We start from the raw sequence: 26,101 nt of genomic DNA on the forward strand, positions 1-26,101 counted from the left end.
CACCCCGCTCAGCGCTCGTCCTCGATGTAGCGGGGACGGGCGATCACCATGCCCGCGGTCGTCTGCACGGCGAGCGCCAGCAGCAGGAAGCCGATCGGGGCGGTCCAACCGCCGGTCGCCCCGTAGAGGATGCCGACCAGCAGCGGGCCGAGCGCGGCGATGACGTACCCGGTGCTCTGCGCGAAGGCGGAGAGCGCCACGGTGCCCTCGGCGGTGCGGGCGCGCAGCCCGATGGTGGTCAGGATGAGCGGGAACGCCCCCTGGCCGAGCGCCAGCAGCAGCACCCACAGCGGCGCCAGGCCGCGCGGCGCGAGCGCCAGGCCGACGTACGCGGCGGCGGAGAACGCGGTCAGCGACAGCACCAGCGGGCGCAGCGTGGCCAGCCGGCCGGCCAGCGTGGGCATCATCAGCGCCACCGGCACGCCCAGCGCGGTCACGCCGGCGAGCAGCAGGCCGGCCGCCTCCGGCCGGTAGCCGGCGTCCCGGAAGAGCTGGGCCAGCCAGCCCATGATCGCGTAACCGCTGAGCGACTGCGCCCCGAAGTAGACCGCCATGGCCCAGCCCAGCCGGGTCCGGCCCGGCCGTACCCGCGCCGGGGTGGCGACCACCGCCGCGGGGGTCGCGGCCCGGTCCGCGGCCCGGCGGGCGGCGCGCGCCCGCAGCGCCAGCGGCACCCACGGGATCACCGCCAGCGCGGCCAGCCCGGCCCAGACGCCGAGCCCGGCCCGCCAGGAGCCGAAGGCGTGGGCCACCGGCACGGCGGAGGCGGCGGCCACCGTCGTGCCCACCGTCAGGGCCATCGTGTACGCCCCGGTGACCAGCCCGGTGCGGTGCGGGAAGTGCTGCTTGACGAGCATCGGCAGCAGGATGTTCGCCACCGCGATGCCGGCCAGCGCGAGCGCGCTGGTGAGCACGAAGACGGCCACCGAGCCGGTGACCGCGCGCAGCACCTGCCCGACGGTCAGCGCGATCATGGCGAGCACCAGCACCCGGGGCGCGGCCCAGCGACGGACCAGCCACGGGGTGAGCGCGCCCAGGCCGGCGAACGCGACGGTGGGCAGCGTGGTGACCACGCCGGCCATGGCGCCGGAGAGGCCCAGCCCGACGCGGATCTCGTCGAGCAGCGCACCCAGGCTGGTCACCGCCGCCCGCAGGTTCAGCGCGACCAGCAGCATCCCGGCCAGCACCAGCAGGCCGCCCCGCACCGGGCTGACCGCCGACGCCGGTCCGACCGCCGGGTCGGGTGCGGCCGCGGGTGCCGGCCCGGGTGTGACGTCGGCGGTGGGCGCGGTCGCGGCGGGCGGGGGTGGCGGGGTCATGACCTCGAACCTACAATCATGGGATGAATTTCGGCAGCAGGTGTAACCGGTGACACCCGTCGTGGATTCCGTCGCCGTGCCGCCACGCGGCCACCGGGTCCGCCAGACGATCGAGCAGCTGCGGGCCCGCATCCTGGGCGGCGAGTGGCCGGTGGGCGGGCGCATCCCCACCGAGCCGCAGCTCGTCGCCGCGCTCGGGGTGGGGCGCAACACGGTCCGCGAGGCGGTCCGCGCCCTGGTGCACGCCGGCGTGCTGGAGTGCCGGCAGGGCTCCGGCACCTACGTGGTGTCGACCGACGAGCTGGCCCCGGTGGTGGCCCGCCGGCTCACCGACGACCGGATGGCCGAGGTGATCGAGGTCCGGCGCGCGTTCGAGGTGGAGGCCGCCCGGCTCGCCGCGCTGCGGCGTACCCCGGAAGACCTGGCGGCGCTCGACGGCGCGCTCGACGCCCGGGAGGCCGCGTGGCGGTCCGGCCGGGTGGACGAGTTCGTGGAGGCGGACGCCGCGCTGCACACGGTGGTGGTGGCCGCCGCGCACAACGCCATGCTCGCCGAGCTGTACGCGTCGGTCGGCGCCGCGCTGCGCAGCACCGTCGCCCAGGCCATGGGCGCCGCCCTGACCGACGAGCGGTACGTCGACCACTGTCGACTCGTCGCGGCGATCCGGGCCGGCGACCCGGAGCGGGCAGCGATCGAGGCCGGTGCTTTTCTCGAGGGGCCGTCCGGGGCATAGGGTCTGCCGGACCGAGAATCGGACGGCACGGGAGTGCGAATGCTCAAGGGCTTCAAAGACTTCATCATGCGCGGCAACGTCGTCGACCTGGCGGTCGGCGTCGTCATCGGTGCCGCGTTCACCGGCGTGGTCACGCAGTTGACCAAGTCGTTCCTGGAACCGCTGGTGCGGGTGGTGATCGTGCTGATCACCGGCAACAAGAACGGGCTCTCCGGCTCGACGCCGATGTTCCGGGGCATCCCGTTCGACTGGGTGGCGTTCGTCAACGCGGTGATCACGTTCCTGCTCACCGCCGCGGCGCTCTACTTCCTGGTCGTCTACCCGATGAACCGGCTCGCGGAGCGGCGCAAGCGCGGCGAGGAGCCGCCGCCCTCGGCGCCCAGCGAGGAGGTCAAGCTGCTCACCGAGATCCGGGACGCGCTGCTCGCCGGCGGGCAGGGCACCCCCGCCCAGCGCGGCGCGCTGGACGACGTGCTGGGCCGCCGGCAGGAGCCGCCGACCCCGCGCTGACGCCATAGCTCATCGGCCCCCGCGGAGATTTCGCGGGGGCCGACGAGAATCGAACACATGTTCGATAGAGTCCGGCCATGGAGCAGCGTAGGCACTGGTGGAACGGGAAGTGGGGGCGGCTCGCCCGGCGGGACGTCTTCCTCCGGGTGGACGGCGACCGCTGGCACGTGGAGCAGCGCGCCGGCGGCGCCGAAGGGGTCTCCCGCTTCTACGAGCACGCCAGCGTCGACGAGGCCGAGGAGACGGTCCGGGCGCTCCTCGACGGGCCGGACACCTGGCGCGAGCTGTCGCCGCGCCCGCCGGGCGGCTGGGCCCCGTCCGTCTAGCGCCCGCGCGCACCGTCTAGCGCCCGCGCGCACCGTTTAGCGCCCGCGCCGCCCGGGAACCGCTTCCGCATGAGCCAGCAGCAGGACACCGTCTCCCGGGTCACCACCGGCATGCCTGTGGTCGACTCCACAGGCGTCGAGATCGGCACCGTGGACCTCGTCCGGCGCGGCGACCCGGCCGCGGTGACCGTGGAGGCGCCCGCCCCGGTGGACCCGGGCAGCAGCCTCGACGAACTGATCGAGTCGGCCGCCGTCGACGAGCCGGACGTGCCCGCCGACCTGGCCGCGCGGCTGCTGCGCGAGGGCTACCTCAAGGTCTCCACCGAGCTGGTCCACACCGGTGCGGTCTACGTGCTCGCCGATCGGATCGCGGCCGTGTCCGACGGCGCGGTCCGCCTCACCGTCCCGGCCGCGGAACTCCCTGCCGAGGAGTGAGCGCCACGACCTGCGCGTCGTAAACCACGCCGGGACAGGCGACAACCTAGGCTCGCCAGGTGCTGCTGACCTATGTGGACGAGTCGTACACCGATCGCTGGTACTGGATCGGCGCACTGCTGGTTCCGGACAGCGTGGCCATTCCGCTCAGCACCGCCTTGGACGAGGTGATGACGGACGCGGCAAAGGCCTACGGCACCGACAGGGCCGTCGAACTTCATGGGTACGACCTGTTCCAGGGGCGCGCGGCGTGGAGCGGCGTGCCACCGCGTGCCCGAATCGCCGTTTACAACGCCGCACTCAAGGCGATCGGGACGTACGACGTCACGATCATTCTGCGTGGCGTCGACCGTCACGGTCTCGTGAAGCGCTACGGCCTGACCCGGCCAGCTCATGAGGTGGTGCTCTCACACCTCCTCGAACGGGTCGACGGGTATGCGGCGATGCGAGACGAACTAGCCCTGGTAATCGCCGATGAGGTCGACAATCCGGCCACCCACCGCTCCGACCTCACTCGCTACCGGGTCGACGGAACCGGCGGCTACCGTTCCCGGCGGCTCAACAGGATCGTCGATACGTTGCACTTCGCCCCGTCGTACGCCTCACGGCTGGTCCAAGCCGCAGACCTCGTCACTTTCCTCTTTCGGAGGATGGCGAGCGGTGCGCGGGTGGAACCGCGGGAGTTGACGACCAACCAGCGGTTGTGGTCCTGGGTCGAGGCCCGCAGATACCACTCGTGGTGCTGGCACCCGACCGGTCGCCCGATGCACGAAGGGCCCGCTTGAAAGCGGGCCCTAAGGCGGCTGCGGGAACCCTCGCGGGCCTCCTGCGTCTCCCAGATTAGCAGCTCACCGCAGAGAACGGACGGGAAGCGAAGGCGCGGCGTCCTCCTCGCCTCGCTCTCGGGGCACTTCAGCCGGGGCAGGCGGGCGGCGGAACAGCAGGAGCATCAGGCAGCCGGCGACCAGGCCCCAGAACGCGCCGCCGATCCCGAGCAGGCTGACCCCGGACGCGGTGACCACAAGCGTGACCACTGCGGCCTCCCGGGCGTACGGCTCGGCGACCGCCGCCGACACCGCGCCGGCCAGCGCGGCGAGCAGGGCCAGCCCGGCGACCGCCTCGACCAGGACCGGCGGGGAGAGCAGCACCAGCGCGGTGGCCACGCCGGCGCCGAGGCCGAGCAGGGCCAGGCCGATGCCGGCGGTGACCGAGGCGATCCAGCGCCGGTCCGGGTCGGGGTGAGCGTCCGGGCCGGCGGCGAGCGCGGCGGTGATCGCGGCCAGGTTCACCGCGTGGCCGCCGGCCGGCGCGCCGAGCGCGGTGGCGAGCCCGGTGACGCGCAGCGCGGAGCCCAGCGGCGCGCGATAGCCGAAGCCGGCCAGCACGGCGGTGCCGGGCACGTTCTGCGCGGCCATGGTGACCAGGAACAGCGGCAGCGCGAGCCCGACGATCGCGGGCAGCGTCCAGGCCGGCGCGGTCAGCGCGATCACCGGGGCGGCGTCCAGCCGGGCCGGCCCGGTGGTGGTGAGCGCGATCGCCACCACGGCCACGGCGAGCGCGCCGGGCACCGCCCAGCGGCGGGCGAACCGGTGCAGCAGCAGCCAGACGAGCACCACCGGCCCGGCGAGTCGGGGCACCTCGACCAGGGCGCGTACCGGTGCGGTGCAGAGCGGCAGCAGCACCCCGGCGAGCATGGCCGACGCGATCGGGGCGGGGATCGCGGCGACCGCGCGGCCGAGCGCGGGGATCAGCCCGGCGGCGACGATCAGCGCGCCGGTGAGCAGGAAGGCGCCGACCGCGGCGGGCCAGCCGCCGGGGACCGGCCCGGTGGCCACGAGCAGCGCCGCGCCGGGCGTGGACCAGGCGATGGCGAGCGGCAGCCGGTGCCGCAGGCCGAGCCAGACCGCGCAGGCGCCGCTGGCCACGCAGAGCGCGAGCAGGCCGGAGGCGGCCTGGGCCGGGTCGGCGCCGACCGCGCGCAGCCCGGCCAGGACGACGGTGAACGAGCTGGCGAAGCCGACCAGGGCGGTCACCACGCCGGCCAGCACGGGTTGGAGTCGACCGGCCACGCTTCCTCCTCCGGTGTTCCGTTTACGGAACGGCGTCGTGTAGCACCATAGCCCCATGGACGTCGGCACGCGGATCCGCTCCCTCCGGATGGCACGGGGGATCTCCCTGTCCGAGCTGGCGCGGCTGGCCGGGGTCGGGAAGGCCACGCTCTCCGGCCTGGAGAACGGTGTCCGCAACCCCACCCTGGAGACGCTGTACGCGATCACCGCGCAGCTCGGCGTGCCGCTGACCGCCGTGCTGTCGGCGCCCGAGGAGACGCCGACCGTACGCGGGGCCGCGGTCGGCGCCACGCTGCTCGAGGTGTTCCACGACCGGGACGCGACGTACGAGCTGTACCGGATGCGGGTCAGCCCGGGGCCGGCGCAGCTCTCCCCCGCCCACCAGGCCGGCGTGACCGAACACGTGACGGTGTTCTCCGGCACGCTCCGCGCCGGGCCGGTGGACGCCCCGCTCACCGCCGGCCCGGGTGGCTACCTGCGGTGGACCTCCGACGTGCCGCACAGCTACGCGACGGTGGGTGACGAACAGGTCCGCGCCAGCCTGCTGCTGCGCTATCCGCGTCCGTCCGGTAAGGACAATTGACACATACCCAGGATGCAAGGGGATGACATTTCTTTCCGCCGACCCGGCAGCGCGTAGAGACGCGAGGGCATTCTTCTTGGCAAGCTTGTCCCCATGACGCTCATCCTCCGCTCGGCGATCCTCAACGACGTCGGCCTCGTCCGGACCAACAACGAGGACTCCGCCCTCGCCGGTGACCGCCTGGTCGCGGTGGCCGACGGCATGGGCGGCCTGCCGGCCGGCGAGGTGGCCAGCGAGATCGTCATCCGGATCCTGGACGAGCTGACCCCGCCCACCGCCGCCGACGAGGCGGCCGACGCGCTGCGCGCCGTGGTCAGCACCGCGAACCAGCGCATCCGCGCGGCCATCACCGTGGACCCGGCCCGCGACGGCATGGGTACGACGCTGACCGCCGCCCTGCTGGCCGGTGACACGCTGGTCCTCGCCCAGGTGGGCGACTCCCGCTGCTACCTGTTGCGCGACCACGAGCTGACCCAGCTCACCCGCGACGACACGTTCGTGCAGGCGCTGGTCGACCAGGGCGCGCTCTCCCGCGACCAGGCCCGCCACCACCCGCAGCGCTCGTTGGTCACCCGCGCGGTGCAGGGCTCGGACGCGCCACCGGCGGTCGGCGCGCTCACCGTCTTCCCCGGCGACCGGCTCCTGCTGTGCAGCGACGGCCTGTCCGACTACGTGGAGGACGCCGCGATCGCCGCCGCGCTGGCCACCTACGGCGACCGCCAGCAGTGCGGCGAGCAGTTGGTGAAGCTGGCCCACCAGGCCGGCGCGCCGGACAACGTCACGGTGGTCATCTCCGACGTCACCGAGGCCTGAGCCGGGCCCCATTCGGGTTGCGACCCCCGCCCGGGCACGTTGGGATGAACGGATGCACATTCGCCGGCTGGCCGCCGAGGACCGCCTGACCACCAGCTTTCCGCTACAGGCGTACGCGTTCGAGACATCGCCGATGACGGCGGCCCGGACCGACGAGTTCCGGGCCTACCTGCCGTACAACGCGGGGAACACCACGCTCGTGGTCGAGGAGGACGGCGTCACCACGGCGGCGGCCTCGGCGATCCCGATGCGGCAGAACCTGCGCGGCGCGGTGCTGCCGATGGCCGGCGTCGCCGGGGTGGCCACCCACCCGTTGGCCCGCCGGCGCGGGCACGTGCGGACGCTGATGCACCAGCTCCTCGACGGGATGCGCGACGAGGGTCACCAGCTCAGCGCGCTGTACCCGTTCCGCGCCTCGTTCTACGAGCGCTTCGGCTACGTCGGGCTGCCCCGGCGGCGTACCGCGGTCTTCGCCCCGGCGGACCTGGCGCCGTTGCTGCGGGCCGAGCTGCCCGACGAGCTGGTGTGGGAGCGGATCGGCGCGGGTTACCCGCGGTGGCGCGCCTACACCGACCGGTGCCTGCGCGAGCGGCACGGCTTCGCGGTCTTCCCCGACTTCCGCGCGGTCGGGTTGCGCGAGCGGGACGACCGCTGGCTGGTCAGCGTGGTGCGCGGCGGCGAGACGGTCGGCGCGGTCACCTACCGGATCGACGACCACGCCGGCACGTTGATCGCCGACGACCTGCTCTTCGACGACCCGTACGCGCGGGCGTCGCTGCTCCAGTTCTTCGCCCGGCACGTCGACCAGGTGGTCCGGATCAGCGTCCAGGTGTCGCCCGAGGAGCTGCCCGAGCTGTGGCTCACCGACCTGGACGTGCGGGTCGAGGCGGAGGTGTCCCGGCCGCACTCCCCCGCGCCGATGGCCCGGCTGCTCAGCCTGGAGGCGCTCGCCGACCAGCCGGTCGGGGTGGGCCGGGTGCTCGTCGAGCTGGTCGGCGACCGTTGGCTCGCCGGCCGGCACCTGCTCGACGGCACCACCGGCAAGCTGGCGGTGCTGCCGGCCGGCAACGCCGCCGAGGGCAGCGTGCCGTGCGCGCGGCTCACCGCCGCCGGGCTCTCCGCCCTCGCGTACGGGGTGCTCGACCCGGCCGAGGTGGCCGTGCGCGGGCTGGGTGAGGTGCCGGTGGAGGCGGCCACCGAGCTGCGTCGACTCTTCCCCCGTGAGCTGCCCTACCTGTTCGCCGATTTCTGACCGGGTTGCCGGCGGCCGCGCGGGGTAGGTTCCTGCGGGTGCCGGGATGGTTGGAAGCGGGATTCTGGGGTCTGCTCGCCGGTTCCGCCCTGTTGATCGGGGCGGCCGTCGGGTTCTTCGTGCGGGTGCCACGCCGGGCCACCGCGTCGGTGATGGCGTTCGGGGCCGGCGTGCTGCTCTCCGCCGTCTCGTTCGAGCTGATCGACGAGGCGCACGAGCAGGGCGGCCTGTTGCCGGTGGCGATCGGCGCGGCGGCCGGCGCGCTCGCGTACACCGGGGCGAACGTGCTGCTGGCCCGGCGCGGGGCGCGGCACCGCAAGCGCTCCGGCGACGAGCAGCCCTCCGAGCAGGAGCAGCCCGGTTCGGGTAACGCGATCGCGGTCGGCGCACTGCTCGACGGCGTACCGGAGTCGGTGGTGATCGGCACGAGCCTGCTGGCCGGCGGCCCGGTCAGCTTCGTCACGGTGATCGCGGTCTTCCTCAGCAACGTGCCGGAAGGGCTGTCCAGCGCGGCCGGCATGCGGCAGGCCGGGCGGACCCGGCGCTACGTCTTCGGGCTCTGGATCGCCATCGCGTTGATCTCCGGCGCCGCGTCGCTGGCCGGGTACACCCTGCTCGGCGGCGCCCCACCCGAGGTGCTCGCCACCATCACCGCGCTCGCGGCCGGCGCGATCCTCGCCATGATCACCGACACCATGGTCCCGGAGGCGTTCGAGGACGCGCACCTGCTGGTCGGCCTGATCACCGTGCTCGGCTTCCTGGTCGCGTTCGCCCTCTCCCACATGTGACGCCCCGGCGGGTGGCTTAGCGGCGGGTTAAGGATCGCCGGTGGAGTCGTGCCGGAGCGACCCGCCCTCCTAGCATCGGGCGGGTGCGCGTGAAGTCCGCTGTCTCCCTGCTCGTCCTCGCCCTGGCCACCGCCACGCTGCCCGGGTGCGGTGGCGGCGACGACCCGTCCGACCGGCCCGCCCCGGCCGCCGCCACCGGCACCCCGGCCGGCACACCGGCCGGCCCGGCGGCCGACGCGCCGGCGGCCTCGCCGAGTGCCCGCGCCGGCTTCGGCAGCGCCAAGCCCAGCCCCTCCCCGACCACGCCCGCGTTGCGCGCCGGCAACCCCGCCGGGCGGGCCACCGTGCCGGCCGAGGCGCGCGCGGTGGACACGTCGCGCCCGACCCGTACCGTCGGGACCGGAACGCCCGCGAGCTGCACCTCGGCGGCGGTGGTGAAGGCGGTCGCGGCCGGCGGCGTCATCACGTTCGACTGCGGCCCGGCGCCGGTGACCATCACCATGAAGGCCACCGCCAAGGTGGTGAACGCGCACGGCCCGCGCATCGTGCTGGACGGCGGCGGCAAGGTCACGCTGAGCGGCGGCGGCAGCCGGCGGATCCTCTACATGAACACCTGCGACCAGGCGCAGGGCTTCACCACCTCGCACTGCCAGAACCAGGACCACCCGCAGCTCACCGTGCAGAACCTGACGTTCACCGGCGGCAACTCGACGGGCGAGAGGACCGAGGGCGGCGGGGGCGGCGCGATCTTCGTCCGGGGTGGGCGGGTCAAGGTGGTCAACTCGCGCTTCGTCGACAACCGCTGCGACCGCACCGGCCCCGACCTGGGGGGCGCGGCGCTGCGGGTGCTCAGCCAGTTCGAGAACAAGCCGGTGTACGTGGTGGGCAGCACCTTCACCGGCGGGGTGTGCGCCAACGGCGGGGCGCTGAGCAGCATCGGCGTCTCCTGGACGGTGCTGAACAGCGTCTTCCGCGACAACCGGGCGGTCGGCACCGGCGCGAACCCGGCCCGGGGCGGTACGCCGGGCGGCGGCAGCGGCGGCGCGATCTACTGCGACGGCAACGAGTTCACCGTGAAGCTCGCCGGCACGATCATCGAGGACAACAGCGCCAACGAGGGCGGCGGGGCGGTGTTCTTCGTCAGCAACAACCGCACCGGCACCATGACGATCTCCGGTTCGACCCTGCGGCGGAACCCGAGCAAGGGTTTCGAGACGAAGGGCTTCCCCGGCATCTTCTTCCTCGGCGCCCGCCTGACCCGGTAAGGCGGGGGCCCCTTCTTAACGCCTCCGGTAGAGAAGGGGCACCTTCTCACCGCCCCAGCGCGGGTCAGTAGGGGTTGGGGTGGCCGGGGAGGGCGCCCTTCGTCAGGGCCGCGGGACGGCCGGGGAGGGTGGGGTCGGTGGACAGCGGCGGGGCGTTGGTGCCGGCCATCGTCGCCATGCCGGCGATGAGGTCCCGCAGGGCGATCACCGTGTCGACGCGGGGCTCCCAGCCGAGTTCCGTCTCGGCCCGGTGGGTGGACATCAGCGGGACGTTCAACGCCAGGTCGACCCAGCCCGTGTCCACCGGTTGCAGGCGGGCCCGCCAGGTCACCGCCGCCGCACCGCGCAGCACCGGCACCGCCACCGGGACCGTCCAGCCGTGGAAGTGCCGCGCCACCAGCTCCGGCGTGAGCACCGGGTCGGTCGCCACGTTGAACGCGCCGCGCGCGTCGCCGAGGACCGCCCGGGCGTACGCGTCGGCCACGTCGTCGGCGTGCACCGCCTGCATGCGTAGCCGCCGGTGCGACGGCACCAGCGGGATCCGGCCGTAACGCAGCAGCCGCACCGGCACCAGCGGGCCGAGGAAGTAGCGGCTGATCTCCGTACCGGCCTCGCGCTGGAAGATCAGCCCCGGCCGCAGCCGCACGATCCGCAGCTTCGGGTGCTCCCGCCGCACGTCGTCCAGCAGCGCCTCCACCTCCGCCTTGTCCCGGCTGTACGAGGACGTCTCCACCCCGGTCGCCGGCCAGTTCTCGCTGACCGGGTGGTCCTTCGGGCCGGGCGCGTAGGTGCCGACCGACGAGGCGTACACCAGGGCGGGAACGCCGGCCCGGACGGTGGCCTCGACGACCGCGCGGCTGCCGCCGACGTTGGTCCGGTAGAGCGTGCGCCGGTCGTGGCTGGGCTGGATCTGCCAGGCCAGGTGCACGACCGCCCGCGCCCCGGCGAAGATCCGCACCAGCTCGTCGGCCGCGCCGGGCGCACCGATGTCGCAGGAGTGCCACTGGACGTCGTCGTACGGTTCGCCGGCGTCCGGCCCGGGCAGCCGGCGGGCCACGCCGACCAGTTCGGCCGCCGACTCCTGCCGCAACCGGCGGAGTACGGCGGTGCCGACGTTGCCGGTGGCCCCCACGATCACGATGCGCATGTCCGGTGCGGTACCCGCTGAATCGGACAGCAACCGCCCCGGGTCGAGACACCACCACGGGAGTACGGGATCCCGGCGCGTACATCCCGGGTGGTAGCCCGACCGGCAACTCCGGCACGACGCGCTCCGGCGAGGCCCGTCCATACGCTGCCGCTCGTACCCGCAGCTCACGACCTTCAGGGAGTTCCGATGTCATTCAACGATCTGCTCGCCGCCGGTGGGGTCGGCGGCTCCGGACGGTTCGGCGCGACCGCGTTCGCCCTGTTGAGCCTGGCCAGCGTGATCATCGGAGGGCTGGCGGTGAGCCGGCCGGGCACCGGTCACCGCCGCACCCTGCTGGCCCTGGCGACCGGGGCGGTGGGGCTGGTCCTCAGCGCGTTACACCTGGCGACGACCACCGGCGGGTTCGGCACCGGTCAGGGTCGGGCCGGGGCCATCGTGGGCGTGGTGCTGGGGGTCGTCGGCGTCGGCCTGGGCGGGCTGGCGCTGGCCCGCGCCCGGCGTACCGCCTGATCAGGAGGGTGTGAGCCAACCGGGCACGGTGAGCCCCGACTCGTACGCCAGGATCACCAGCTGGGCGCGGTCCCGCGCCCGGGTCTTGGTCATGATCCGGCTGACGTGCGTCTTCGCGGTGGCCGGGCTGAGCACCAGCCGGGCCGCGATCTCGTCGTTCGACAGGCCGGCGGCGACGAGCGCGAGCACCTCCCGTTCCCGGTCGGTGAGCCCGTTCAGCCGGGGCCCCGGCTCGGGGTGCCGGACCCGGGCGGCGAACTCGGCGATCAGCCGGCGGGTGATGGCCGGGGCGATGAGCGCGTCGCCCCGCGCCACCACCCGTACCCCGTGGATCAGCTCGGCCGGATCGGTGTCCTTGACCAGGAAGCCGCTGGCGCCGGCCCGCAACGCGCCGTAGACGTAGTCGTCCAGGTCGAACGTGGTCAGGATGATCACCCGCGCGTCGGCGTGGGCGGCGATCTCGCGGGTGGCGGCCAGACCGTCCATCCGCGGCATCCGGACGTCCATGAGGACGACATCCGGCCGCAGCCGCCGGGCCAGCCGCACCGCCTCGGCGCCGTCGGCGGCCTCACCGACCACCTCGATGCCGTCCTCACCGTCGAGAATGGAGCGGAAGCCGGCGCGTACCAACGTCTGGTCGTCGGCGACCAGCACCCGGATCATGTGGCCGACCCCGGCTCCGGTCGCGGCGCCGGCACCGCCGCGCCGGCCGGCAGCGGGTCGGACCGCACCGGCAGGTGGGCGCGGACCAGGAACCCGCCGTCCGGCCCGGGCCCGGCGCTCAGCGAGCCGCCCAGCGCCCGGGCCCGCTCCCGCATGCCGAGGATCCCGTTCCCGGGCGGGCACGAGGTGCCGGCGCCGTCGTCCACCACCTCCACCAGCAGGCCGTCGCGGTCCGGCCGGACCCGGACCACCGCGCTGGTCGCGGCCGCGTGCCGGGAGACGTTCGTGAGCGCCTCCTGGACGATCCGGTACGCCGCCAGGTCCACCTCCGCCGGCAGCGGCCCGGTCGCGGCCACCTCGGTGCGGATCCGTACGCCGCCCCACCCCGCCGTCTCGACCAGCTCGCCCAGGCGGTCCAGCCCGGGTGCGGGCGCGGTCGGCGCGTCGCCGTCGCGGCGCAGGATGCCGAGCGTCGCCCGCAGTTCCCGCAGTGTCTCCCGGCTCGTCTGCTTGATCGCGGCGAGCGCCGCCGCGGACCGTTCCGGATCGGGGCGATGCAGCGCGGCGCTCGCCTGCACGTTGATCGACGACAGGTGGTGACCGAGCAGGTCGTGCAGCTCGCGGGCGATGCGCAGCCGTTCCTCGGTGGCCCGACGCCGGGCCTCCTCGTCCCGGCCCTGCTCCGCGGCGAGCACCCGGGCCCGCACCTCGGCCAGGTAGGCCCGCCGGTTCCGGGTCACCCCGACGATCACCGCGACCAGCCACCCGGCGTGCAACAGCGTCGCGCCGTTCCCGCCGGCGGCCGCCCGGTCGTAGCCGTCCGCAACGGCGAACGAGACCACCGAGGCGACGCCGAGCCCCACCGCGACGGCGAGGTGCCCCTCGTCGACCACCGTGTAGAGCGCCACGACGAACACCAGCATGACCGGCCCGGGCCGGTGCAGCAGCACCCCGTAGGCGCTGACCGCCGCCAGCGCCACCACGCCCACCACCACCGGATACCGCCGGCGGGCGTAGAGCGCGGCAGTCGACAGCAGCACGACCAGCAGCGCCACCGACTCCGCGGCGGTGTCGACGCCGTCCGCCTGCACCAGCAGGCCGACGAGCGCCACCAGGCCGACCGCCGGCACCAGGGCCGTCGCCGCCACCCGGTCGCGCCAGCTCGACATGGCCGAAGCGTAGCGGCCCGCGCACCGACGGGACGGCCCGCTTCCGGGCGCGTCGGCAAGATCCAGAGCCCTCGGCGTACGATGCCGGCCCGGCTGAGCGGGTTCGGGTAGCCTGTGCTCTGCGGGCCGCTAGCTCAATGGCAGAGCTGTGGACTTTTAATCCATAGGTTCAGGGTTCGAGTCCCTGGCGGCCCACTCCGTTCCAGCTCAGCGACCCTTTCCGCGGCCGCTTTTGTTGTGCTGAGGGCCGGTACAGCAGCGAAGTACAGCAGTAGCGCCTCACCGGTCCAGCGCGCTGCCGAGCCGCTTGAGGGCGTCGCGGGTGGCCGCCGAGGAGACCACCGTGTAGATCTCCATGGTGATGGCGAACTGCGCGTGCCGGAGGATCTGCATCGCCACCCGGGGGTGCACGTCCAGGTCGGCCAGGAGCGATGCGCAGGTACGCCGGGCATCCCGGACGGTGATCCGCCGGACTCCTGCCGCGTCACAGCGGCGGTCCCAGAAGCGGTTGAAGTTGCGCGGCTCGACCGGCCGGCCGTACCGGGTGGTGAAGATCAGGTCCGACGGCTGCCAGGCGGGTCCGGCGGCGTCGCGGGCGGCGGCCTGCGCGACGCGGCGGCGGTCGAGGGCCACGGTGCAGATGTCCGGCAGCGGCAGGGTGGCGTCCGAGGCGGCCGTCTTCGTCTCCCGGTGCAGCAGTTCGGCACCGACCCGCTGGAGCTGCCGATCGATCGTCAACTCCCCCGCGTCGAGATCAACGTCAGCCCAGGTGAGCCCCAGCATCTCGCCCTTGCGCAGACCGAGCACCAGGACCAGGACGTACGCGGCGTAGAGCGGGTCGTCGTCGGCGCGGGCCGACTCCAGGAAACGCCGCGCCTCGTCGCTCGTCCACGCCTTCCGCTTGCGCTTCCGTACCGGCGGCAGCTTCACCAGGGAGGCGACGTTGCGGGAGATCAGCCCTTCGGTGATCGCTTGGGAGAGCAGCGTCCGGAGCACGGTCCGCAGGTGGGTGACGCTGGTAGCCGAGGGCAGATCCCGGCAGCAGCGGCCAACGGCACAGCAGCGACGCTGGGCGGGCTTCCGCCGCTCGTCCTTGCCCTGGGCGCAGCACTGGCAGGTCCGCCCTACCTCGTTGATCCAAGTCTGCACGTCGCTGACCCGGAGCTTGTCGAGGCGCTTCCGGCCCAGCCCTGGCGCGAGGTAGAGCCGGACCACCACCTCGTAGGTGACGTAGCTGCCCGGGGCGAGGTTCGGCTTGACGATCTCCCGCAGCCAGTAGCCGGCGTACTCCCCTACCGTCGGGGAGCGGGTGGCCACCGGCCCGGTCTTGGCCTGCCCGTGCAGCTTGATCCACTTGTCGTGGACCTCCTCGCGGGTCTTGCCGTAGACCCACTTCCGACCCCGCTTGCCGTCGGGCTTCTCCACCCAGACGTACGCGGCGAAGCCGTTCCGGTACGGGAAGATCGACCCTTCGCCGTTGGCGCGTGCACGTCCGGGCATCAGGCCGCCTCCTGCCGCTCGACCTGCTCGCGGATGTAGTCGTCGACCCATTCGGGGAGGATGCGGCGGTACTTGCCGTCCTTGATGGAACGCAGCTCGCCGGTGGCGATCTTCATCTTGACCTTGGAGATGCCGAAGCCGAGCAACACGGCGACCTCGGCCGGCGAGTACCAGCGGGGGCGGAGGTCGTGGGTCATGCGGCGGCCCCGGCCAGCCAGGCTTCATGGGCGAGCTCTTCCCGGCCGACGCGTCTGCTCTCGCGCCGCTGTCTTGCGGCGGTGTTGGCGAGCAGGGCGTCGCCTTCGGAAAGCCAGCCGGACCCGACGTAGGTGAGAGTGCCAACCGTGATGGTGTCTGTTGGTTCGTCGTCCTCTTCGCGTCGGTACGTGGCGCGGGTGTCGCGGAGCAGTCTGAAGGTGACGGAGTAGCTGCGGGCTTTGGTGAGGAAGTGGCCGCCGAAGCCGAGCATGTGCGCCCAGCGGCGCAAGCCGCCGTAGACGTTGGCTTGAGCGTCAAGGCTGTCTTGACGGTCGTCGGCGCTTGCGGCGCCGCCGGTGAGGTCGGTGCGGGTGGGGCGGCCGAGGTGCCAGCAGGCGTCGATGAGGCGGGCGGTGTGGTCGCCTTCGGGGTCGGCGTAGTCGTCGATGGTGGCCGGGGTGAGGCGGTTGGAGGAGTGCCCGGTGGCTTCGGTGGCCTTGGTGGCGTACTTGGCGAGGTAGGCGGCGACCTTGCCGTCGGTCAGCTCGCCGCTCGTGGTGTTGATTCGGCGGACGTCGACCTGCTCGCCCCAGGTGATCAGCCATCCTTCGGGCTGGTCGGGGTGCGGTGGCGTGGTGACGGTGATCTGCCGGGCGGCGGCGTGGATCGCGCCTTCCAGGTCGTCGAGGGTGATGCCGGCCGGTGGCGGCACGAGGGCGTTCGGGTCGTCGGTGTCGACGCCGTCGAGGCGCAGCAGGACGTGGAAGTGCACGGCGGCCCGGCGTTGCATCTCGGCGACCTTGCCGTGGGACACCCGCACGGGCGGCACCCACCGGACCTTGCCGGAGGCGGTGACGACGCCGACCTTGGGGATGCCACGTTGACGGCACGTTGCGGCGAGGTGGCGATCGGCGGCCTGCTTGGTGCGCCGCCACAGCTCACCGGAGAAGTAGTTCCAGACGACCTGGTGGGCGTGGTCGTAGCAGTCGAGGCACAGCGGCTGGCCGAGCCGTGGGTCGTCGGCGTGGTGGCGGGTGAAGCACGCCGCGGGCTACCCATGGGGGCAGGTGCCGGCGTTGCTGCGGGCGCGGCAGGGTGCGGGTCGGCAGTCGCAGCGTTGCCGGTTGCGGCAGGTGTGGCGGGGGACGTGGCGGTGGTGGACCGGGCCGAAGGACGGGGCGGTGAAGGTGGCGAAGACGACCGGGTGCCGGCCGACCGAGTCCGGGACGCCCTTGCCGCCGGTCAGACCGCGACAGACGACTTGGTAGGCGTCGCCCTGGTAAACCCAGGCGCAGGCCGGACACACCGATTCGCGGCGGTTTCCGCACGCCTTGTAGAGCGTGCGGTCGGGCAGCTCGTCGGTGTGCAGCTGGCCGGTGATGCGGCCGGTGTTCCGGTCGACGGCGGCGATGGTGCCGGTGAGGCGGATCGGGCGCGAGCAGCCGCCGGCGGGGCGTGTGTGCTCCAGCCAGCCGGAGAACTCCGGCGTGGCGGCGCGGTGCAGGACCTGGGCGTCACGGCCGACGGCCAGACCAGGGTGGTAGGTGGTGAGCGGGGTGGACACGACTGTCTCCTCTTCAGGGGGTGGCAGGGACGGGAGACGAAGCACCACCAGCCGTGGACGTGCGTCCGCTGGTGGTGTTCGTCGTGTCTCCTGGCACCGCCGAGAGGGCGGCTGACGCCGGAGGGCGGGATCGTGGTCGTGCCACTTCCCGCCGATGGGTCATGTCCTTTCACGCTCGTGAACTCGGTGATGAGGGCCGGCACGGGTGGGAAGCCTGGATCTCGGCGTCCGGCGGATTGCCGCAGGCTGCCGCCACCCGTGGAGGTGCGCGAATCCGGGCCATCGTGGACGGCAGGGAAGACCGTGCTGGGCCGCTCAGCGGATTCGGGGAGGCCGGCGCAGCGGCCGATGCGATCGAGAGCCGGGGGGATGCGGCCCCGCATCAGCGGCTAGAAGGCCGCTCGACATCTCCGAGTTCGAGACCAGCGATCCGACAGGAAGGCCGCGCTGGCGTCCTCGACGAGCGCCAGAGTAGCACCGGGTACCGACACGTCAACCTGCCGTGACCCCTCGCGCCTGGGCGGGACGGCCGGCTGCCAGCCGGTGTGGGAGGACTTTCTGTACGTCTATCAAGGCGGCCCTGAACGGGCCGCACGCGCCGCCGCCTGGGCGCGCGCCCGTCGCTCCGCTGGCGCTTCGACTCCGGCCACGCAACACGCCCGTCGGCTGGCGCGGAAGCGAGAAGCCCAGAGGACCGCCGCAGAACGACAGGATTGTTTACCGGTGAGAGATTGGGCCGGCAGCCGGCCGGGCCGCGCGGCCACGAGCCCGCGCGGCGTAGGGGAGTGCACGCCGGCCGCGTCGGCGATCTGGCGGCGGTCGAGGGGTTGCGGTTACTGAGCCTCCGGCGGGGGCGCTCCGGCTCCAGGATGGCCGGGGCTGCGCCGGCGGCTCGCGGTCCGTGGGTGGTTGCGCAGGCCATCCCGCCTGCCACCGACCCGGGCAAGCCGAGCAGACCGCCGCCCGACCCGCCAGCGTCCGTACGAGCCGTCAAGGTCCGCTTGACGTGGCGGGCCGGACGGCGGCCCGCTCCCCAGCAGGGCGGGTCGACGGCAGACGGGATGACAGCACGGCTTGGCCTCTGCGTTAAGGCGTACCCGATGTGATCATCCACGTCCATCGTTCCGGACGAGAGGACCGGCACTGGGTTGCGCGATAGCCGTTCGGACCGGCTGGGGCCTCTAGAGCCATATCGGCGCTGAGCTCTAGGGTGAATGCCTGCGTACGTGGTGGCTGATCAAGATGCCACGGCGCTCTGCGCGTAAGGACGGTCACTCTATGAGTCAGCTGCGTGCCGTGGGGTCACTCGCCGACGGCGGCCTGCCTATCCCCTGGTCACTGAGCGCGACAAGGGGGGCCCAATAGTGGCACTCAAGAAGTCGGATCTGTACAGCTCCTTGTGGCGAAGCTGTGACGAGTTGCGCGGCGGCATGGACGCCAGCCAGTACAAGGACTACATCCTGACGCTGCTGTTCGTGAAGTACGTGACGGACAAGGCCAAGACCGACCCGAACAGCCTGATCGACGTCCCGGCCGGTGGTTCGTTCGATGACATGATCGCGCTCAAGGGCGACAAGGAAATCGGCGACAAGATCAACAAGATCATCGGCAAGCTCGCCGAGGCCAACGGCCTGGAGAAGGTCATCGACCTTGCCGACTTCAACGACGAGGAGAAGCTGGGCAAGGGCAAGGAGATGCAGGATCGGCTCTCCAAGCTTGTCACGATCTTCGCGGACCTCGACTTCCGCGGCTCCCGCGCAGAGGGCGACGACCTGCTGGGCGACGCCTACGAGTACCTCATGCGGCACTTCGCGACCGAGTCCGGGAAGAGTAAGGGGCAGTTTTACACGCCTGCTGAAGTCTCTCGGATCCTAGCCAAGGTGGTCGGCATCGGCCCAGACACCCGTCAGGACGAGACCGTGTACGACCCGACCTGTGGTTCCGGTTCGCTGCTCCTGAAGGTAGCCGACGAGGCGCCGCGTGGCCTCACCATCTACGGCCAGGAGAAGGACAACGCCACCTGGGCGCTGTCCAAGATGAACATGATCCTCCATGGCAACGAGGACGCGGACATTCGGAAGGGCGACACGATCACCAGCCCGCAGTTCACTCGTGGCAGCGATCTGCGCACCTTCGACTTCGCGGTGGCCAACCCACCTTTCTCCGTGAAGTCTTGGAGCAACGGCCTGGAGAACGATTTCGGCCGCTTCGATTTCGGCCGGCCTCCAGAGAAGAACGGCGACTATGCCTTCTTGCTTCACATCTTGAAGTCCCTCAAGAGCACCGGGAAGGCTTCTGTCATCCTGCCGCACGGAGTGCTCTTCCGAGGCAACGCCGAGGCCACAATCCGCAAGCAGTTGCTCCGTCATGGCTACATCAAGGGCATCATCGGCCTGCCAGCCAACCTCTTTTACGGCACCGGCATCCCAGCGTGCATCATCGTGCTGGACAAGGAGAACGCCCAGGCACGAACTGGCGTCTTTGTGGTTGACGCCTCCAAGGGCTTCGTCAAGGACGGCAACAAGAACCGCCTCCGCTCTCAGGACATCCACAAGATCGTGGACGTCTTTAACAAGCAGGCCGAGGTGGAGCGCTTTTCACGCATGGTGCCACTGGCGGAGATCGCCGACCCGAAAAACGACTACAACCTCAACATCCCGCGCTACATCGACTCCTCGGAGCCCGAGGACCTCCAAGACCTGGACGCCCACCTTCACGGCGGCATACCGGACCGCGACCTCGACGCGCTCGCCGGTTACTGGGACGCCTTTCCGAGCCTGCGCGCCGCCTTGTTCAGGCCCAACCGGCCCGGCTACAGCGACCTCAGATTGAACGTCAATGACGTCCAACAGAATGTCCTGGATTCTGAGGAGTTCACCAAGTTCGCCGGCGCTATCCAGAGCAAGGTCGACGACTGGTTCACAACACACCGCCCGATCCTGCAAGGCATCGATGAGCAGACTGTCCCCAAGGACTTGATCGCCCGGATCGGCGACGACCTCATAGCGCGATTCAAGTACACCGCGCTGCTTGACGAATACGACGTCTACGAGCAGCTCATGACCTACTGGCACAGCATCATGCACGATGACGTCTTCCTTGTGATGAACGAAGGCTGGATGAACGCTGCCAAGCCGCGCAAGACAATCGAGGAGAAGGAACGCAAACTCTCCGAGACTCCAGATCTCGTGATTGGTTCCGGACGTGGTGCCACCAAGTACAAGATGGACTTGATCCCGCCGGCGCTCATCGTTGCGCGATTCCTCGCTGACGAACAGGCGAAGGTTGAAGAACTGATCGCCACCGCTGACGAAGCCACCAGACTTGTAGACGAGTACTTAGAAGAGCACGCCGTCGAGGACGGCCTCCTTGCCGAGGCCATGGAGGACGGCAAGATCACCAAGGCGCTGGCTGCGGCCCGACTAAAGAACGCAAAGCGGGAGGGCTCGGACCCGGACGAAGTTAAGGCGCTCCAGCGTCTGATTAAGCTCTACGCCGATGAGGCGACCGCAAGAAAGCACGCCAAAGACGCACAGACGGCGCTCGACCTTGCAACGCTCAAGAAGTATGGCGAGCTCGATGAGCCTGAGATCAAGCGACTGGTGCTCGATGACAAATGGCATGGCACGATCGCGGCCCGAGTAGCGGGCGAGGTCACCTCGCTGACGCTCGATCTAGTCGGACGCATCCAGCAGTTGGGCGAGCGCTACGCCGAGACGACGGGTGACATCGAGGCCGAGCTCTCGGAGCTCAGCCAACGCGTCTCCGCGCATCTCGCAGACATGGGGGTCAAATGACTGCTCATGTTGTCTCACCCTGGCCGCTTTCGGCGGTCGGAGCGCAGTTCGAGGTGCAGCTCGGCAAGATGCTGGACTCCGCGCGAAATGTCGGTGAACCAAAGCCGTACCTCGGCAATAAGGCGGTTCAGTGGGGCCGAATCGACCTATCGGCTGCCGGAGTTGTACCTATGACGCGTCGGGACCAGATCCGCTTTCGACTAAAGGCCAATGATCTTCTGGTCTGCGAAGGCGGTGAAGTTGGGCGAGCAGCTGTTTGGCGTGAGAACCTGCCCGAGTGTTACTACCAGAAGGCACTCCACCGGCTTCGGCCCAAATCAGGCTACGACCCCATCGTCATGCTTGGGTTGCTTGAGTATTGGGCATCGACGAACGCTTTCGCGGATGTCGTGACCCAGACGAGCATTGCGCACCTTCCACGTGAAAAGTTTATTCAGATGCCCCTCCCGCTGATTCCTCGGGTGGAGCAAAACCGACTCCGTGAGGTCCTGGACGGGATCAACAGCCTCGTCGCAACACTTGAACGCCTCATTGGGAAGAAGCAGGCAATCTACCAGGGCATGAGGCAGCAGTTGCTTACAGGCAGGACACGCCTCCCCGGGTTCGATGCTGCTCCATGGAAGACCCTTCAACTGCTGGATCTGGTCTCGATCAAGAACGGTCAGGTTGATCCGAGACGGCCCGAATATCGAGACCTGCCTCTTATCGCTCCTGACCATGTAGGGTCCGGTACGGGCCGCCTACTAAAGGTGGAAACAGCCAAGGCCCAGGGAGCGATCAGCGGGAAGTATCTTGCCGCTCCCGGCGACATCATCTACAGCAAAATTCGCCCCTACCTTCAGAAGGCAGTTCGGGTGAACTTCCCGGTGCTGTGTAGCGCCGACATGTATCCCCTCACACCGAAGGCCAAGGTGGACGGAGGATTCGTGTTGCATACGCTTTTGAGTGAGCAATTCACGAAATTCGTCACCAGCGTCTCGGCGCGAAGTGGGATTCCCAAAGTCAACAGGGCAGAGCTGGCGGAATTCACTCTGACGGTGCCTGATCTTTCGGAACAACAAGCAATCTCCGCAGCCCTGGATCAGATAGATACACAGGTTCTCACTCTAGAGAAGGACCTCGCCAAGAAGAAGGCCGTCAGACAGGGCATGATGCAAGCGCTGCTGACCGGGCGGACTCGCCTGCCCGTCGAGGAGCGTGCAGCTTGAGCAACGTGGGTCAGACCGAGAGGCTAGCGCAGGATCGCGTGGTCAAGGACCTCCTCCGCGACTCGCTCGGCTACGAGTACCTCGGGAACTGGGAGAATCGCGAGGGCAACTCGAACGTCGAGGTTGAGTTGCTCGCGCAGAACCTGCGTGCACGCGGCTACGGCGAGGTACTGATCAACAAGGCGATCGAAAAGCTGAAGAGCGACGCCTCCCTTGGTGGGGGCCGCGACCTGTACGAGGCGAACCGAGACGTCTACGGGCTGCTCCGTTACGGCGTGAAGGTCAGGCCCGGTGTGGGCGAGCAGACCGAGACTGTTTGGCTCATCGATTGGGTTCAACCTGAGGCAAACCACTTCACGGTGGCCGAAGAGGTCACTGTCCTGGGTCAACACACGAAGCGTCCGGACGTTGTGCTGTACATCAATGGCATCGCGCTAGTGACGCTGGAGCTCAAGCGCTCGAAGGTGGCGGTCTCCGAGGGTATCCGCCAGACGATCGGCAATCAGAGACCGGAATTCATCCGGCCGTTCTTCACGACTGTTCAGCTGGTCATGGCCGGCAACGACGTGGAGGGGCTCCGTTACGGCGTCATCGATACTCCGGAGAAATACTGGCTGTTGTGGCGCGAGCCGTCTGAGATCGCGGATCCGCTGGATCGCGCGCTATCACAGTTGTGTTCCAAGAAGCGCCTGCTTGAGCTGATCCACGACTTCATGGTGTTCGACGCGGGGGTTAAGAAGACCTGCCGCCATAATCAGTACTTCGGCGTCAAGGCCGCCCAAGAGCGCATCGCCAGGCGCGAGGGCGGAATCATCTGGCACACTCAGGGGTCCGGTAAGTCACTCACGATGGTGTGGCTAGCCAAGTGGATCCGGGAGCGCCAGAATGACGCAAGGGTCCTGCTGATCACGGACCGTACCGAGCTCGACGAACAGATCGAAAAGGTGTTCGGTGGCGTCGACGAGTCCATCTACCGGACGAAGAGCGGCGCAGACACGCTTGCCACGCTCAATACCTCCGAGGAATGGCTTATCTGCTCGCTCGTGCACAAGTTCCGTGGCTCGGATGACGAGGCCGGCCGCGAGGATGCCGAAGGCGACTTCATCCGAGAACTGAACACTAACGTCCCGCGCGACTTCAGCGCCAAAGGCAACATCTTCGTCTTCGTCGACGAGGCCCACCGCACCCAGTCAGGCAAGATGCACGACGCCATGAAGCAGCTGCTTCCTGGCGCCATGTTCATCGGTTTCACCGGCACCCCGCTGCTCAAGGCGGACAAGGCCATGAGCATCGAAACCTTTGGCACCTTCATCCACACCTATAAGTTCGACGAGGCAGTCGACGACGGCGTGGTGCTCGACCTGCGCTACGAAGCCCGGAGTATCGACCAGGATCTCACCTCGCCGGAGAAGGTCGACAAATGGTTCGAGGCCAAGACCAGGGGCATGACTGACCTGTCGCGCGCCGAGCTGAAGAAGCGCTGGGGCACGATGCAAAAGGTTGTTTCGTCGGAACCGCGCGCCCGGCAAATCGTCGACGACATCCTGCTGGACATGGAGACCAAGCCCCGCTTGTCCGACGGCCGTGGCAACGCCATGCTCGTGGGACAGAGCATCTACCAAGCTTGTAAGTTCTACGAACTCTTCTGCCAATCCGGATTTGACGGCAAATGCGCCATCGTCACGTCCTACGCTCCGCAGGTCGGGGACATCTCCAAGGAGGACTCCGGCGCGGGTGCCACCGAGAAGCTGCGCCAATACGACATCTACCGCCGAATGCTAGCCGACTACTTCGATGAGCCCGCCGACCAGGCCATGACCAAGGTCGAGCAGTTCGAACGAGAGGTCAAGGAACGCTTTCTCAAGCACCCGGGCCAGATGCGGCTGCTCATCGTGGTCGACAAGCTCCTGACCGGCTTTGACGCTCCAAGCGCCACTTACCTTTACATCGATAAGCCAATGCGCGACCACGGTCTGTTTCAGGCCATCTGCCGAGTCAACCGCCTCGACGGCGAGGACAAGGACTACGGCTACATCGTCGACTACCGCGATTTGTTTAACTCACTTGAGAGTGCCATCACCGACTACACGAGCGGGGCGCTGGACGGTTACGAAAAAGGGGACATCGAGGGACTGCTCTCCGACCGGATCGAGAAGGCCAGGGAAGATCTCGATGATGCCCTCGAAGCCATCCGGGCCCTGTGCGAACCGGTAAAGCCACCGAAGAACACGTTGCAGTATCAGCAGTACTTCTGCGCGCGGGAGCAGGGCGACGCCGAGCAACTCAAGGCCAATGAGCCCAAGCGAGTCGAGCTGTACAAGGCGATCGCCGCCGTCACCCGCGCCTTTGGCAGCCTCGCCAACGAGATGGGCGAGGCAGGGTACAGCGATACGGAAGCCGCAGCCATCAAGGCGGAGATTGCCCACTACGCGAATGTGCGGGACGAGGTGAAACTTGGGGCCGGCGAAGACGTCGACTTCAAGCAGTACGAGGCTGGCATGCGGCACCTGCTCGACACCTACATCAGTGCCAAGCCGTCCGAGGTCGTGTCCGACTTCAAGGACACGGGACTCATCCAGCTCATCGTCCGGTTGGGCGCCGACGCGATCGACAGGTTGCCCGACGGCATCAAGAAGGACCCCGATGCGGTCGCCGAAACGATCACCAACAACATGCGCAAGTTGATCATCGATGAGCACGCCATGAATCCGAAGTACTACGACAAGATGTCCGAGTTGCTCGATGCCATCCTCGAACAGCGCCGACAGGGAGCCGTGGACTACAAGGAGTACCTCGCCAGGCTCCTTGAGCACGCCACCAAGCTCGGACGAGGCGACTCGGACGCCGAGTACCCGGAGTGGGCCGACAACGGCGCCCGCCGCGCCCTCGTCGACTTCTTCTACCCGTCCGCAGAGACTGCTGTCGAGATCGACACAACCATCCGCCTCACTAAGCCGGACTCCTGGGTAGGCAACCCGATCAAGGAGAAGAAGGTTAGGCGAGCGCTTGCCCAGGCGCTCCCGGCTGACTTCGGTCGGCTCGATGAACTCTTTGACCTTGTGAAGGCGCGTCATGAGTACCGCTAACGCCTACATGACCGTTCGCGGCATCGAGATTGACATCGTCTACAAGGACATCAAGAACCTCCACATCGGCGTTTACCCGCCCCTGGGCCGGGTGCGAGTGGCGGCGCCGCTGAAGCTCGATGACGACCACGTGCGCATGGCCGTCATTCAACGCCTGCCGTGGATCAAGAAGCAGCGCGAGCAACTGCGCTCAGCCGAGCGCCAGTCCGCCCGTGAGATGGTGACCGGCGAGTCCCACTATGTTTGGGGGATCCGCCACCGGCTCAAGGTTGTCGAGCGTCCAGGTCGTGCCCACGTCGAGGTCAATAACGAGCGTCTTCTGCTGTATGTCCCGCCGGCCACCGACAGCACTGCCCGTCTGGCTGTCCTACAGGGCTGGCAGCGTGAGCAACTCCGCGCGCGCATACCTGAGCTAATCGGCCAATGGGAGACCGTCATAGGGCGGAAGGTTGTGCGCTGGAGCATCCGCCGGATGAAGACCAAATGGGGCTCGTGCAACCGCGAGACACGGCATATCTGGTTTAATCTGGAACTTGCCAAGAAACACCCCCACTGCCTGGAGTACATCATTGTCCACGAGATGACGCATCTGCTGGAGCGGAACCACGGCGAGCGCTTCTCCAAGCTCATGGACAAGTTCCTCCCCGACTGGCGTGCACGTAGGAACGAACTTAACGATGCGCCGCTGGCCGACGAAGAATGGGACACGTATGAAGGCACGAGGCTTGGCTAACAGAAGATTGAGGAGCGGCGCCGGCCATTATGCTGTCTGCGCCGCGGGGTAGCCCCGATTTACCATTCACTGTGCATTTGTGAAGATGGGTGGAGCGACTCCTGCCGCCCCGGGTCGGCCCGTTGGCCCTGCTTGGTAGCCCGGCAGTTCCTCGTGATCACCCGGCACCGATCCGGCACAACCGGCCACGAGTAACGGCGGAAGATGCCGGAAACCGATGGAAGGCGTTTCGGCAGGTCAAGAGGCACGTCGGGGCGGCGTCGGAGGCCAGGAAGCCGGGGCTCGCACTTCCGGCGGAACTGCACGAACCCGGCACCCCAACGGATCATGGACTTGGAACGACAGCGTGGATGGGGTGAGCTGTCGACAGCAACGGCGACAGCAACCGGCGTGGACGAGGCCGCCCGTCGACCGGTGCGTGCGGACATTC

General features: G+C 69.5%; 22 protein-coding genes, 1 tRNA gene and 1 pseudogene. 16 read left to right on the top strand and 8 right to left on the bottom strand.

The annotated features are described in order from the left end of the window. Positions 1 to 8: 8 nt before the first annotated feature. Complete coding sequence (locus tag O7598_RS28385; RefSeq protein ID WP_269694266.1) at positions 9 to 1,319, bottom strand: MFS transporter; 1,311 nt, start codon at positions 1,317 to 1,319, stop codon at positions 9 to 11. Positions 1,320 to 1,368: 49 nt separating this feature from the next. On the opposite strand from O7598_RS28385, the gene O7598_RS28390 reads away from it, so the two are divergent. The 5 genes from O7598_RS28390 to O7598_RS28410 all read left to right on the top strand — a co-directional run bounded on the left by O7598_RS28390 (position 1,369) and on the right by O7598_RS28410 (position 4,108). Next, a complete protein-coding gene (locus O7598_RS28390) occupies positions 1,369 to 2,052 on the top strand; it encodes a FadR/GntR family transcriptional regulator (RefSeq protein WP_269694267.1) in 684 nt (227 codons plus the stop codon). A gap of 39 nt (positions 2,053 to 2,091) precedes the next feature. Continuing rightward, positions 2,092 to 2,562: a large conductance mechanosensitive channel protein MscL gene (gene mscL, locus O7598_RS28395; RefSeq protein ID WP_269694268.1), complete on the top strand. Its 471-nt coding sequence runs from the start codon at positions 2,092 to 2,094 to the stop codon at positions 2,560 to 2,562. A gap of 77 nt (positions 2,563 to 2,639) precedes the next feature. Continuing rightward, on the top strand, positions 2,640 to 2,888 hold the full coding sequence (locus O7598_RS28400; protein ID WP_269694269.1) for a hypothetical protein: 249 nt from the start codon (positions 2,640 to 2,642) through the stop codon (positions 2,886 to 2,888). A 69-nt stretch (positions 2,889 to 2,957) separates the two neighbouring features. Next, complete coding sequence (locus O7598_RS28405; RefSeq protein ID WP_269694270.1) at positions 2,958 to 3,323, top strand: hypothetical protein; 366 nt, start codon at positions 2,958 to 2,960, stop codon at positions 3,321 to 3,323. Between the two features lie 59 nt (positions 3,324 to 3,382). Next, positions 3,383 to 4,108: a DUF3800 domain-containing protein gene (locus O7598_RS28410; protein ID WP_269694271.1), complete on the top strand. Its 726-nt coding sequence runs from the start codon at positions 3,383 to 3,385 to the stop codon at positions 4,106 to 4,108. A gap of 63 nt (positions 4,109 to 4,171) precedes the next feature. On the opposite strand, the gene O7598_RS28415 is transcribed toward O7598_RS28410, so the two are convergent. Then, positions 4,172 to 5,392 carry a benzoate/H(+) symporter BenE family transporter gene (locus tag O7598_RS28415; RefSeq protein WP_269694272.1) on the bottom strand — a complete coding sequence of 407 codons (1,221 nt, stop codon included), beginning with the start codon at positions 5,390 to 5,392 and terminating at the stop codon, positions 4,172 to 4,174. A 55-nt stretch (positions 5,393 to 5,447) separates the two neighbouring features. On the opposite strand from O7598_RS28415, the gene O7598_RS28420 reads away from it, so the two are divergent. From O7598_RS28420 to O7598_RS28440, 5 genes are all read left to right on the top strand, one after another. Further along, positions 5,448 to 5,975 carry a helix-turn-helix domain-containing protein gene (locus O7598_RS28420; RefSeq protein WP_269694273.1) on the top strand — a complete coding sequence of 176 codons (528 nt, stop codon included), beginning with the start codon at positions 5,448 to 5,450 and terminating at the stop codon, positions 5,973 to 5,975. Between the two features lie 93 nt (positions 5,976 to 6,068). Beyond that, positions 6,069 to 6,788, top strand: a complete 720-nt coding sequence (locus tag O7598_RS28425; RefSeq protein ID WP_091063003.1) for a PP2C family protein-serine/threonine phosphatase — start codon at positions 6,069 to 6,071, stop codon at positions 6,786 to 6,788. Positions 6,789 to 6,840: 52 nt separating this feature from the next. Then, positions 6,841 to 8,040, top strand: coding sequence for a GNAT family N-acetyltransferase (locus O7598_RS28430; RefSeq protein ID WP_269694274.1), 1,200 nt, complete (start codon positions 6,841 to 6,843; stop codon positions 8,038 to 8,040). A 38-nt stretch (positions 8,041 to 8,078) separates the two neighbouring features. Continuing rightward, a complete protein-coding gene (locus O7598_RS28435; RefSeq protein WP_269694275.1) occupies positions 8,079 to 8,828 on the top strand; it encodes a ZIP family metal transporter in 750 nt (249 codons plus the stop codon). Positions 8,829 to 8,911: 83 nt separating this feature from the next. Next, the gene (locus O7598_RS28440) at positions 8,912 to 10,093 is read left to right on the top strand and encodes a hypothetical protein (protein ID WP_269694276.1); all 1,182 of its coding nucleotides are present in this window, start codon (positions 8,912 to 8,914) and stop codon (positions 10,091 to 10,093) included. 64 nt (positions 10,094 to 10,157) lie between these two features. Here O7598_RS28440 and O7598_RS28445 read toward each other — a convergent pair whose 3' ends face one another. Beyond that, the gene (locus O7598_RS28445) at positions 10,158 to 11,240 is read right to left on the bottom strand and encodes an NAD-dependent epimerase/dehydratase family protein (protein ID WP_269694277.1); all 1,083 of its coding nucleotides are present in this window, start codon (positions 11,238 to 11,240) and stop codon (positions 10,158 to 10,160) included. A gap of 189 nt (positions 11,241 to 11,429) precedes the next feature. On the opposite strand from O7598_RS28445, the gene O7598_RS28450 reads away from it, so the two are divergent. Then, positions 11,430 to 11,753 (top strand): DUF6223 family protein, encoded by a 324-nt coding sequence (locus tag O7598_RS28450; RefSeq protein WP_269694278.1) that lies wholly within the window; start codon positions 11,430 to 11,432, stop codon positions 11,751 to 11,753. Here the strand turns inward: O7598_RS28450 and O7598_RS28455 are convergent, their stop codons facing one another. Next, the gene (locus O7598_RS28455) at positions 11,754 to 12,416 is read right to left on the bottom strand and encodes a response regulator transcription factor (RefSeq protein WP_269694279.1); all 663 of its coding nucleotides are present in this window, start codon (positions 12,414 to 12,416) and stop codon (positions 11,754 to 11,756) included. After that, positions 12,413 to 13,585 (bottom strand): sensor histidine kinase, encoded by a 1,173-nt coding sequence (locus O7598_RS28460; RefSeq protein ID WP_269694280.1) that lies wholly within the window; start codon positions 13,583 to 13,585, stop codon positions 12,413 to 12,415. Before O7598_RS28460 ends, O7598_RS28455 begins: the two co-directional genes overlap by 4 nt. Positions 13,586 to 13,708: 123 nt before the next feature. On the opposite strand from O7598_RS28460, the gene O7598_RS28465 reads away from it, so the two are divergent. Further along, positions 13,709 to 13,780, top strand: a tRNA-Lys gene (locus O7598_RS28465). 84 nt (positions 13,781 to 13,864) lie between these two features. Here O7598_RS28465 and O7598_RS28470 read toward each other — a convergent pair. The 3 genes and pseudogenes from O7598_RS28470 to O7598_RS28480 form a co-directional block, all read right to left on the bottom strand. Continuing rightward, on the bottom strand, positions 13,865 to 15,085 hold the full coding sequence (locus O7598_RS28470; RefSeq protein ID WP_269694281.1) for a tyrosine-type recombinase/integrase: 1,221 nt from the start codon (positions 15,083 to 15,085) through the stop codon (positions 13,865 to 13,867). Then, the gene (locus tag O7598_RS28475; protein WP_107075187.1) at positions 15,085 to 15,282 is read right to left on the bottom strand and encodes an excisionase family DNA-binding protein; all 198 of its coding nucleotides are present in this window, start codon (positions 15,280 to 15,282) and stop codon (positions 15,085 to 15,087) included. Before O7598_RS28475 ends, O7598_RS28470 begins: the two co-directional genes overlap by 1 nt. Beyond that, positions 15,279 to 16,847: pseudogene (locus tag O7598_RS28480) on the bottom strand (replication initiator). The gene O7598_RS28475 and the pseudogene O7598_RS28480 overlap by 4 nt, the downstream one beginning before the upstream one ends. A 1,397-nt stretch (positions 16,848 to 18,244) precedes the next feature. On the opposite strand from O7598_RS28480, the gene O7598_RS28485 reads away from it, so the two are divergent. From O7598_RS28485 to O7598_RS28500, 4 genes are read left to right on the top strand one after another with little or no spacing between them, the layout of a single operon-like run. Next, the gene (locus tag O7598_RS28485; RefSeq protein ID WP_332367413.1) at positions 18,245 to 20,644 is read left to right on the top strand and encodes a type I restriction-modification system subunit M; all 2,400 of its coding nucleotides are present in this window, start codon (positions 18,245 to 18,247) and stop codon (positions 20,642 to 20,644) included. A 53-nt stretch (positions 20,645 to 20,697) separates the two neighbouring features. Then, positions 20,698 to 21,852: a restriction endonuclease subunit S gene (locus O7598_RS28490; RefSeq protein WP_269694283.1), complete on the top strand. Its 1,155-nt coding sequence runs from the start codon at positions 20,698 to 20,700 to the stop codon at positions 21,850 to 21,852. A gap of 5 nt (positions 21,853 to 21,857) precedes the next feature. After that, positions 21,858 to 24,938, top strand: coding sequence for a type I restriction endonuclease subunit R (locus O7598_RS28495; RefSeq protein ID WP_269694284.1), 3,081 nt, complete (start codon positions 21,858 to 21,860; stop codon positions 24,936 to 24,938). Beyond that, positions 24,925 to 25,671, top strand: a complete 747-nt coding sequence (locus O7598_RS28500) for a M48 family metallopeptidase (RefSeq protein ID WP_269694285.1) — start codon at positions 24,925 to 24,927, stop codon at positions 25,669 to 25,671. Before O7598_RS28495 ends, O7598_RS28500 begins: the two co-directional genes overlap by 14 nt. Positions 25,672 to 26,101: the final 430 nt, after the last annotated feature.

Source organism: Micromonospora sp. WMMC241 (assembly GCF_027460165.1).
Lineage (GTDB): Bacteria > Actinomycetota > Actinomycetes > Mycobacteriales > Micromonosporaceae > Micromonospora > Micromonospora humi.

Bases quoted from the DNA above. Each gene is read 5' to 3' on its own strand.
- O7598_RS28385 (WP_269694266.1), bottom strand. From the start codon at position 1,319: ATGACCCCGCCACCCCCGCCCGCCGCGACCGCGCCCACCGCCGACGTC.
- mscL (WP_269694268.1), top strand. From the start codon at position 2,092: ATGCTCAAGGGCTTCAAAGACTTCATCATGCGCGGCAACGTCGTCGAC.
- O7598_RS28400 (WP_269694269.1), top strand. From the start codon at position 2,640: ATGGAGCAGCGTAGGCACTGGTGGAACGGGAAGTGGGGGCGGCTCGCC.
- O7598_RS28405 (WP_269694270.1), top strand. From the start codon at position 2,958: ATGAGCCAGCAGCAGGACACCGTCTCCCGGGTCACCACCGGCATGCCT.
- O7598_RS28420 (WP_269694273.1), top strand. From the start codon at position 5,448: ATGGACGTCGGCACGCGGATCCGCTCCCTCCGGATGGCACGGGGGATC.
- O7598_RS28425 (WP_091063003.1), top strand. From the start codon at position 6,069: ATGACGCTCATCCTCCGCTCGGCGATCCTCAACGACGTCGGCCTCGTC.
- O7598_RS28430 (WP_269694274.1), top strand. From the start codon at position 6,841: ATGCACATTCGCCGGCTGGCCGCCGAGGACCGCCTGACCACCAGCTTT.
- O7598_RS28445 (WP_269694277.1), bottom strand. From the start codon at position 11,240: ATGCGCATCGTGATCGTGGGGGCCACCGGCAACGTCGGCACCGCCGTA.
- O7598_RS28450 (WP_269694278.1), top strand. From the start codon at position 11,430: ATGTCATTCAACGATCTGCTCGCCGCCGGTGGGGTCGGCGGCTCCGGA.
- O7598_RS28455 (WP_269694279.1), bottom strand. From the start codon at position 12,416: ATGATCCGGGTGCTGGTCGCCGACGACCAGACGTTGGTACGCGCCGGC.
- O7598_RS28460 (WP_269694280.1), bottom strand. From the start codon at position 13,585: ATGTCGAGCTGGCGCGACCGGGTGGCGGCGACGGCCCTGGTGCCGGCG.
- O7598_RS28470 (WP_269694281.1), bottom strand. From the start codon at position 15,085: ATGCCCGGACGTGCACGCGCCAACGGCGAAGGGTCGATCTTCCCGTAC.
- O7598_RS28475 (WP_107075187.1), bottom strand. From the start codon at position 15,282: ATGACCCACGACCTCCGCCCCCGCTGGTACTCGCCGGCCGAGGTCGCC.
- O7598_RS28500 (WP_269694285.1), top strand. From the start codon at position 24,925: ATGAGTACCGCTAACGCCTACATGACCGTTCGCGGCATCGAGATTGAC.